Here is a 5330-nt window from a genome sequence, read left to right as displayed (position 1 = left end):
CCCGCCCGCCCTGTTAAGTCTTTTTACTTAACAGTACTTGACAACCGTTTGCTTTCGTGGTATAATAAAGTAGAATAACAGGAAAGGAGGTCGTGGTAGGTGAAGTGGATTAGAACTGCTATCGGTGCGGTGATTGCGATTAGTGTGATACCGTTAGTTGTATTAAGTGTTATAGATATAAAAGAATCAATAGAAGGAACAAAGATAGTGACTATTGAAACAGATTATTTTCAGGATGCGGCTACTAGCTATAGGTATGACCATACTTTATCTTATGATGATTTTGATGATTATTTTAAAAAAGGATATTCTATCGCTAATTTATATGATTATACAAATGATATAACTATAACTATAATTAATTGGAATTTTAGTTCTAATTCTGAATTTTTAGAGATGTATGATAATAATGCTCTACGGTATGTTTTTAACACGAGTTCGTTCTATATACCTTTCGATTATGATAGTGTTTATAATGCTTCTGCTCGTGATATAGTTCTTATGGATATAATTCTTACAAAAAAATCTATTAAAAATCATAAACTAATTGCTGGTTTAATATCATTTGTTCCGATAGTATTTGTAGGTGGTGTAGTATTACTTTACTATAAACCGTTTAAAAAAGATTAAATAAAAGAAAGGAGTGAAAGGTAATGAAAAAAATAATTAGTTTTTTAATGATTTTGTTTTTGGGCTTTTTCTTTTTGATACCGTCAAAAGTTTTTGCGGCTGAAGAAACTTCTGATTTTCCTGGATATTTGCCAGATGGAGAGTATACTACATATCGGTATCAATTTTCTGAATCTGAAGGTTTGATTATTATTGATTTTACCTATCCCAGTGTAATTTTTGAAGGTTTTGAAATTCCTATTGAAATTGATTTGGTCAGTTTTCCGTCTGAAGTTGGTGCTGTCACTATTCAAACTATACAATTTCACGAACAAGAATTTACTGTTAACGTCACTGAATTTTACAATGATACGGTAAATTTTTATGTTGACCCTAGTTATGCTAATGATAAAATCTGGCTTACTCTTTTGAAATATACGTATAAGGGTACTTTAAAAACTAAATATCTTACTACTGATATGCCTGTTACTGTTTATTCTTCCGAAATTGATTACTATAAACTTCAAATTGAATATTTAAACGATGAAATAAATAATTTGAATAATCAAATTTCAGAATTACAAGATTCTTTGGATTTGGAATATGATAGAGGATATAATGAGGGATATGATGAGGGATATGATGTCGGTTATGATGAAGGTTACGACGTAGGATATGAAGAGGGAATATTACTAAATCAATCTGAGGCTTATGAAGAAGGTTTTAAAGCAGGTCAAAAAAGTAAAATAGCCGAAAACAACGAAAAGTTTTACACTGGTCTAGAAAAATGGCTAGTGCCTGCTATTATAACTGTTATCCTTTTAGGTGGTTTTGTCACAATTGCAGTTAGAAAAAGGAGAGAAGAGTAAATGACAGAGATGAATATATTACTGATAACATTGATAATGTATATTCTTTCAATCTTCGTAGCCTTTAAATTTAAAATTAAATGGGTTTTAGTAGCAACAATTCTACTATGGTTCGTGCCGATTTTTTTGGTAGATAATTTATTTATAAGAATATTTTGTGTAATAATGATAATAGCGACTATTACAATAACATTTTTTGGCGAAAGAGAGGAGATAGAATGAGATTATTTGGTAAACATAAATATTTAAGGGTAATAAAATTTAATTCAGACAAATCTAGTACTATAACTTATCATTTGTCAAGTAAATTTAAACCTAACTTTTTAATCAATCCCGACCATATTTTTGATTACAAAGGTTATCGTACTGTTATCATTACGGATAAATCAGCGGAAACAATCAATCCGCTAGATTTTGAAAGTAAATTTAATCATGAAGATTTCCAGACTGCTATTGAGAGTAAATTGATAAAAGATACTTTTAGTTCTCTTAAATCAAATACGTTTGATAAAACAACCGTAATGCTATTACTTAATATAATATTACATATCGTTGTAATATATTTACTCTTAAAAGGTCAGGGGGCGATTTAATGAAAAATGTTAAGGACGAAAAAATAAAAATTGACGAACTGTTAGCAGAAAATATAAGTGAACAAATAGAAAATGGAAATAATGATAGTTTAGTCAGTTTAATTGCTATCAGCGAACTAACAAATCTTGACAAATTAAAAGTTATTACTAGGCTCAAAGACGAACAAATCCCACTTTTAACAAAGTTATATATGTTTGCCGAAACATTTAACATTCCATTCATGAAAAATATGGCGGATAATATTTTGCAATTGCAAATCAGCATAAGAGGACTAGGTCGTAAAGAATTAGTCAATATTGTGAGAGAGAGTACCCCACCTGAAGTCAAGCGTGGGATATTTGGCACAAAAGATGTTTTCAGGTGAAGGAAGGTGTGTTAAATGTACGGATTTTATCTAGCAATCGGCAGGCAAGGTTCTGGGAAAACTGCTTTTATTACTAAATTATTGGTTGATAATTATACAAATGATAAACGGGTTTACTCTAATTACTCTTTATTTGGTATTGAGTACGAAAGAATTACTTTTGATAGCAAAAAGAATAAAAACTCTATTGATATATTAGAGGTGATAAGAGAAAATCCTGATTATTTTAATAACTCAATAATGTTGCTTGATGAGATACACATTTATTTTGACAGTAGAGATTATATGAGACAAAACAATCGTATTATTCAAAACTTTTTCTCGCAGTTGCGAAAACGTAATATATTATTGTTAGCAACAACGCAGTATATATTACACTTGGACGTCAGAATTAGGCGTCAAGCCCTAGCAGTTTTCCAGATGACAAATTTAAAGGATGGGATTTTTAGGGTCGATGTGCATGAAATTGATGGATATTTTACTAGATTTATTAAAACTGAACTAGTAAATTTGAACGATTATTTTAGGTATTATGATACAAATGAATTGATAGAATAGATTTTTAATCTATTCTATTTTTCTTTTATAAAAATTTTTTAAAAAATTTAAAAAAATGCTTGACATTATATTAAAATTGTGTATAATAGTAGATGAAAGGAGATGATAAAATGACATTATGGAAATTATTAAATAGCAGTGAAGTGAAAAACTTTGATTTAAAAAAGAAACTGAAAATTTGTACTATATCTTCAGCTTCTATGGTAGATAGGTTAATGGCGGATGTTGAGGAATATCTTATAGACGAGATACCATATCGTTTATTAGGAAAGGAAGTTTTTTCGGTATATTCCTTTGAAAACGTAATAGAAGTATTTAAATAAGATAATATTTTTTTAAAAAAAATTTAAAAAAATACTTGACATTATTTTAATGATAGTGTATAATAGTAAGTGTAGAAAGGAGACGATAAAATGACGTTGTTTGAATTATTAAATAATGAGAAAAGAGTATTTGACTTACCAAGAAAGAGAGTAGAAATACGTTCTATTTCACTATCTCATATCGTGTATTTTGATTCTTATTGGATAGAAGATGTTACATATTATTTGTTAAAAAAACAAGTTGTTAAGATTAATTATCTTGATGATGATGATGTAATTCAAATATTTGTAAAATAGTAAGTAGAAAGGTGGTGAAAAAATGTACAGCAAAATGTTTGAATTAATCGACAAAGAACTTAATGCCCTAAATGATAATGCGTTGGAATTAAAGAAAATTGAGATTAAGGGAATTAAGGTTAAACTTGTTTTCCTGGACAAAAACGATATGAAAGTTAAAACGATACTTTACGAAATGGATTGGTTCGCTCCAGAACCTAAACTAAAATTTAAAAAAGTTCATGTAAAACCGTTCAATGACAAATATTTTAGATAAAAAAGAAGGGAGACATAAAAAAATGAACATTAAAAAACTATTTGATGAAAGTAAAAAACTTTATGGTTCTGTTCTTTGGGATGGGATCGAACTTGCTTTGACGCAGGACCCGTATCCTGACACTGATTATTTAGATGATGAGTGCTTTTGTGCGGACGCGATGGACAAGGATGGCAATCTCTGGTATGTGATTTGGTATCCTAAAGATGATGCTGACAAGAACGATGACTATGCAAGTCAGGTTGAAGATTGGGATAAGCCCGATTTTGCCGCAATGGTTGACAAAGATTATTATTTAGACTGGTAAAAAAAAAAAAAAATATGGCTTGGGGCGTGCCAAAAACGCCCTTCAATAAAAACCCGTATACCATACCGAAAATTTAAAAAAAAAAGAAGGGAGTTATTAAAAATGAGTAAAAAGAATATTAAAGATTGTGCATTTGTAAATTTGGTTGGTACTGTTGTATTTAGTGATGTTGTCAGGTATGATAACAATCAAAAGGAATTACATAATTATTTTGTTCAGGTGACTGAAAAATACGAGGACAAAGAGGGAAACGAGAAAGAACGTAAACATTCTTTCAAGTGCACGCAGTTCGGACTAAAACGAAATACAGATATATTTGTCAAGGGTGACAGAGTTAAAATCAAAGGAGTTTTAAAAGTTAACTCTTACAAAAACGATGACGATGAATGGGTCAATCAACCTTATATAATGATTAATAAGATTAATTTTGCCGAATAGTTAGTTTTTATGGTATGCGGTTTTTCTTATAAAGAAGAAAGAGGACGAAATGATGGAAAATGAACCTAGTAAATGGGAAATTGAATTAATCGCAATGCTTGCTATAGGTTTTGTTTTTGAGACGGTGACAGAACTTATAGAAATACTTGATTTGGAAAAATAAAAAGAAGATGAGGGAGATGTAAAATGAAACATATAACTCTTAAAGATATTGCAAAAGCCGCTGGCGTGAGTGTATCGACTGTCTCACGTGCTCTTAATCACCCCGAAAGGGTTAGAGAATCAACAAGACAAAGAGTTTTACTAGCGATTGACGACTTGGGCTATATTAGCCGCAGGTCGAGGACAGTGGCCAGACGATATTTAGAATATAAAAATAAAATGGATAGAGTGCCTAATGATACAGTTTTGAGCCGCTGGGGAATGTACACACAAGATAAAAGGTATAAAGACTATACTGCTAGTATAGTTAACATGATAAAACAAGACATGCATATTAATACAGACCAAGCATACTACATGCTTTATTATATGGTAAGTAATAACATAACCGATTATGAACGTGCTAAAGAGGACATGTACGTAGACGAAAATTTTGAAATATACAGTAGAAAGGGGATTTAGACTATGAAGTTAAAAAATATGATTAATAACGATGTACCTGAAATTATGAAAAAATTATTACACGGGCTTGATTATAAGACAAGTTATATCG

11 protein-coding genes are annotated in these 5330 nt (G+C 30.2%); all 11 read left to right on the top strand.

Annotated features, from left to right (window positions below; genetic code table 11):
* The first annotated feature begins 99 nt into the window (after positions 1-99).
* The 11 genes from VIL26_03765 (at position 100) to VIL26_03715 (ending at position 5239) form a co-directional block, all read left to right on the top strand.
* Entirely contained in the window at positions 100-630 is a 531-nt protein-coding gene (locus VIL26_03765) for a hypothetical protein (protein HEY8390051.1), read from the top strand.
* A 23-nt stretch (positions 631-653) separates the two neighbouring features.
* Complete coding sequence (locus VIL26_03760) at positions 654-1478, top strand: hypothetical protein (GenBank protein ID HEY8390050.1); 825 nt, start codon at positions 654-656, stop codon at positions 1476-1478.
* A 218-nt stretch (positions 1479-1696) separates the two neighbouring features.
* Positions 1697-2071: a hypothetical protein gene (locus VIL26_03755; GenBank protein ID HEY8390049.1), complete on the top strand. Its 375-nt coding sequence runs from the start codon at positions 1697-1699 to the stop codon at positions 2069-2071.
* Positions 2071-2436: a hypothetical protein gene (locus VIL26_03750; protein HEY8390048.1), complete on the top strand. Its 366-nt coding sequence runs from the start codon at positions 2071-2073 to the stop codon at positions 2434-2436. The genes VIL26_03755 and VIL26_03750 overlap by 1 nt, the downstream gene beginning before the upstream one ends.
* A gap of 15 nt (positions 2437-2451) precedes the next feature.
* Positions 2452-2994 (top strand): zonular occludens toxin domain-containing protein, encoded by a 543-nt coding sequence (locus VIL26_03745; GenBank protein ID HEY8390047.1) that lies wholly within the window; start codon positions 2452-2454, stop codon positions 2992-2994.
* A gap of 92 nt (positions 2995-3086) precedes the next feature.
* Positions 3087-3317 carry a hypothetical protein gene (locus VIL26_03740; protein HEY8390046.1) on the top strand — a complete coding sequence of 77 codons (231 nt, stop codon included), beginning with the start codon at positions 3087-3089 and terminating at the stop codon, positions 3315-3317.
* A gap of 90 nt (positions 3318-3407) precedes the next feature.
* Positions 3408-3614: a hypothetical protein gene (locus tag VIL26_03735; GenBank protein ID HEY8390045.1), complete on the top strand. Its 207-nt coding sequence runs from the start codon at positions 3408-3410 to the stop codon at positions 3612-3614.
* A gap of 22 nt (positions 3615-3636) precedes the next feature.
* Positions 3637-3870 carry a hypothetical protein gene (locus VIL26_03730; GenBank protein ID HEY8390044.1) on the top strand — a complete coding sequence of 78 codons (234 nt, stop codon included), beginning with the start codon at positions 3637-3639 and terminating at the stop codon, positions 3868-3870.
* Between the two features lie 22 nt (positions 3871-3892).
* Positions 3893-4177, top strand: a complete 285-nt coding sequence (locus VIL26_03725; protein HEY8390043.1) for a hypothetical protein — start codon at positions 3893-3895, stop codon at positions 4175-4177.
* A gap of 102 nt (positions 4178-4279) precedes the next feature.
* Positions 4280-4615: a single-stranded DNA-binding protein gene (locus tag VIL26_03720; GenBank protein ID HEY8390042.1), complete on the top strand. Its 336-nt coding sequence runs from the start codon at positions 4280-4282 to the stop codon at positions 4613-4615.
* 186 nt (positions 4616-4801) lie between these two features.
* Positions 4802-5239, top strand: coding sequence for a LacI family DNA-binding transcriptional regulator (locus VIL26_03715; protein ID HEY8390041.1), 438 nt, complete (start codon positions 4802-4804; stop codon positions 5237-5239).
* The last annotated feature ends 91 nt before the right edge of the window (positions 5240-5330 follow it).

It is taken from the genome of Clostridia bacterium, from assembly GCA_036562685.1.
In the GTDB taxonomy this organism is placed as follows: Bacteria; Bacillota; Clostridia; order Christensenellales; family DUVY01; genus DUVY01.
Note: the sequence above shows the minus strand (reverse complement) of the source record. Positions and strands in the feature narration are given on the sequence as shown.

Coding starts and splice junctions, on each gene's coding strand:
- VIL26_03725 (HEY8390043.1), top strand. CDS start 3,893: ATGAACATTAAAAAACTATTTGATGAAAGTAAAAAACTTTATGGTTCT.
- VIL26_03755 (HEY8390049.1), top strand. CDS start 1,697: ATGAGATTATTTGGTAAACATAAATATTTAAGGGTAATAAAATTTAAT.
- VIL26_03750 (HEY8390048.1), top strand. CDS start 2,071: ATGAAAAATGTTAAGGACGAAAAAATAAAAATTGACGAACTGTTAGCA.
- VIL26_03740 (HEY8390046.1), top strand. CDS start 3,087: ATGAAAGGAGATGATAAAATGACATTATGGAAATTATTAAATAGCAGT.
- VIL26_03745 (HEY8390047.1), top strand. CDS start 2,452: ATGTACGGATTTTATCTAGCAATCGGCAGGCAAGGTTCTGGGAAAACT.
- VIL26_03735 (HEY8390045.1), top strand. CDS start 3,408: ATGACGTTGTTTGAATTATTAAATAATGAGAAAAGAGTATTTGACTTA.
- VIL26_03720 (HEY8390042.1), top strand. CDS start 4,280: ATGAGTAAAAAGAATATTAAAGATTGTGCATTTGTAAATTTGGTTGGT.
- VIL26_03760 (HEY8390050.1), top strand. CDS start 654: ATGAAAAAAATAATTAGTTTTTTAATGATTTTGTTTTTGGGCTTTTTC.
- VIL26_03730 (HEY8390044.1), top strand. CDS start 3,637: ATGTACAGCAAAATGTTTGAATTAATCGACAAAGAACTTAATGCCCTA.
- VIL26_03715 (HEY8390041.1), top strand. CDS start 4,802: ATGAAACATATAACTCTTAAAGATATTGCAAAAGCCGCTGGCGTGAGT.